The organism is Lacihabitans soyangensis (assembly GCF_024343775.1).
GTDB classification, from domain to species: domain Bacteria; phylum Bacteroidota; class Bacteroidia; order Cytophagales; family Spirosomataceae; genus Leadbetterella; species Leadbetterella soyangensis.
Genome location: NZ_RJUF01000112.1, coordinates 1 through 1,993, shown reverse-complemented (window position 1 = coordinate 1,993; position 1,993 = coordinate 1). Strand labels below are relative to the sequence as shown.

At 30.5% G+C, this 1,993-nt stretch carries 3 protein-coding genes; all 3 read left to right on the top strand.

The window, feature by feature from the left end:
* Nucleotides 1–251, top strand: a 251-nt coding sequence (locus EGI31_RS14725; RefSeq protein ID WP_255037944.1) for a PIN domain-containing protein, incomplete at its 5' end; no start/stop codon positions are given.
* A 102-nt stretch (nt 252–353) separates the two neighbouring features.
* Complete coding sequence (locus tag EGI31_RS14720; RefSeq protein WP_255037942.1) at nt 354–1,574, top strand: hypothetical protein; 1,221 nt, start codon at nt 354–356, stop codon at nt 1,572–1,574.
* On the top strand, nt 1,564–1,932 hold the full coding sequence (locus EGI31_RS14715; RefSeq protein ID WP_255035927.1) for a hypothetical protein: 369 nt from the start codon (nt 1,564–1,566) through the stop codon (nt 1,930–1,932). The genes EGI31_RS14720 and EGI31_RS14715 overlap by 11 nt, the downstream gene beginning before the upstream one ends.
* Nucleotides 1,933–1,993 lie beyond the last annotated feature (61 nt).

Here is a 1,993-nt window from a genome sequence, read left to right as displayed (position 1 = left end):
CTGACTTGTCATTATATTTTTATGCAAAAGAGTTAAAAGAATTCATGATTTTGACGGGAGACAATAAACTAAGAAAGGAGGCCGAAAAATTGGGTTTTGAGGTGCATGGCGTTTTGCGGGTTTTTGAGGAAATGGTCAACCAAAAAATTTTGCAAAAGCAATTGGCTGTTCAAAAATTAGAAGAATTAATGAAAGTCAATTTGTGGTTGCCAGTTAGAGAGTGTGAGAAGTTAATTGGAGTTTGGATTTGAATATTATTAAAATTAGTTTTTGTAATTTTGATAATGAAAAGTTAATAATGAGAAAGTTAGCTACTTGAATTTAGAAAATTGTGAAAAAGAAAAAAGTTGATTATGAGAAAAAAAAGCAAAAAAACTAACTGCTGCTCTGAAGATTCTAATTTGATAAATTTATGCGAATCTATTCCAGTTGCAAATACCTACTTAGAAATAGATTCACAACAGTTGGCTAATTTAGGTATATCCGATAGATATTTCAATAGAAATTATTACAACGGAATAAATCCCTTGACGGACTCAACTGATTTAATTTTAAGACAAAATAATTTTAGAACAAGTTTACTCTCCGATAAGAACCATTGCTCAAATTTAGAAGGATTTGTTTCAGTTTCAAATAGCTACTTGGGAGTTGGTTCGCCCCAAATAGCTACCATTGGTGCCTCTGATAAATATTTTAATAGAAATGTTTATTCTGGAGTAAATGCAGTGGCAAACTCAACTGATTTAATTTTGGGACAAAGTACTATTAGAACAAGTGTACTTTATGACAACAAGCATTTGCTAAATTTGAATGAATCTGTTTCAACTGCAAGTACTTATTTTGGAGTAGGTTCACCCCAATTAGCTATCACCAGTGCATCGGACAAATATTTTGATAAGAGCGTTTATTCTGGGGTAAATCACTTGCCAAGTACAACTGATTTTATTTCAGGTAAGAGTACTATTTCACCAAGTTTACTTTCTGACAAGAGCCAATGGACAAGTTTAGTTGGAGCTGTTTCAGTTGCAAATACATCTTTGGGAATAGGTTCTTTCGAATTGTCGAACTTTAATGCAGTCGATAAATATTCCAATAGGAGTGTTTATTCTGGAGTAAATCACTTGGCAAGTACAACTGATTTTATTTTAGGAAAGAGTACTATTTCACCAACTTTACTCTCTGATAAGAACCAATGGTCAAGTATAGCTGGTGCTAATTATTTTGGAAGTGATAATAAATTTGTGGAAAGTCTAAACATTGGCCACTTAAATAAGCAATTAGGTAAAAATGGTTATTTAACAAATCCGATTTCTGCAATTAAAGAATATGATGTTTTTAATATAGGTAATGACTTTTTAAAAATAGAAAATAAAGATTTAGAAAGATGTATTAAGCAAGAATGCCAAAGGATTGCTGAAATGGTTAAAATTGACCCAAATCATATTGGTTTGGAAGCATGTGGAACATCTCAAAAGCCAATTTTTAATATTTACTTTGTTTTTACTGGGTCTATTACAAGTAACAATTTACAAATAGGGGATAAGAATATAACAATAGTCAATTATGGAAAGTAAATACAGTTTTCCTAATGCAGTATTTAATGCAAATAATATCGCAATAGGTGATAATAATCAAAATTTATTCTTTGATGAAAATTCAAATGAGAATTATACGCCTATTGAAAAAGAATTAGTCAGTCTAATTTTTCAAAATACTGCCAATGATAAAGAGCGGGAAGAATTACTTTCTATGTTAAAAAACTATCGAGATTCTTCTGAAGATGAAAAAGATAAAGTTAAACCTATATTCTTTAAAAAATTTAAAGATTTATCTGAAAAAACTTCGATTGCTACCATTGCAAAAATTGCTTCGGAGTATTTTGGAAACAATTTTTCCGACCTGAAAGACTATGTTGAAGCTTCTGTCAAATAAGGGGTTAAGACTTTTTGGATTTAAAAACCCCACTATTATAGCCCATATCATCTTGGAAATT

Coding starts and splice junctions, on each gene's coding strand:
- EGI31_RS14720 (WP_255037942.1), top strand. CDS start 354: ATGAGAAAAAAAAGCAAAAAAACTAACTGCTGCTCTGAAGATTCTAAT.
- EGI31_RS14715 (WP_255035927.1), top strand. CDS start 1,564: ATGGAAAGTAAATACAGTTTTCCTAATGCAGTATTTAATGCAAATAAT.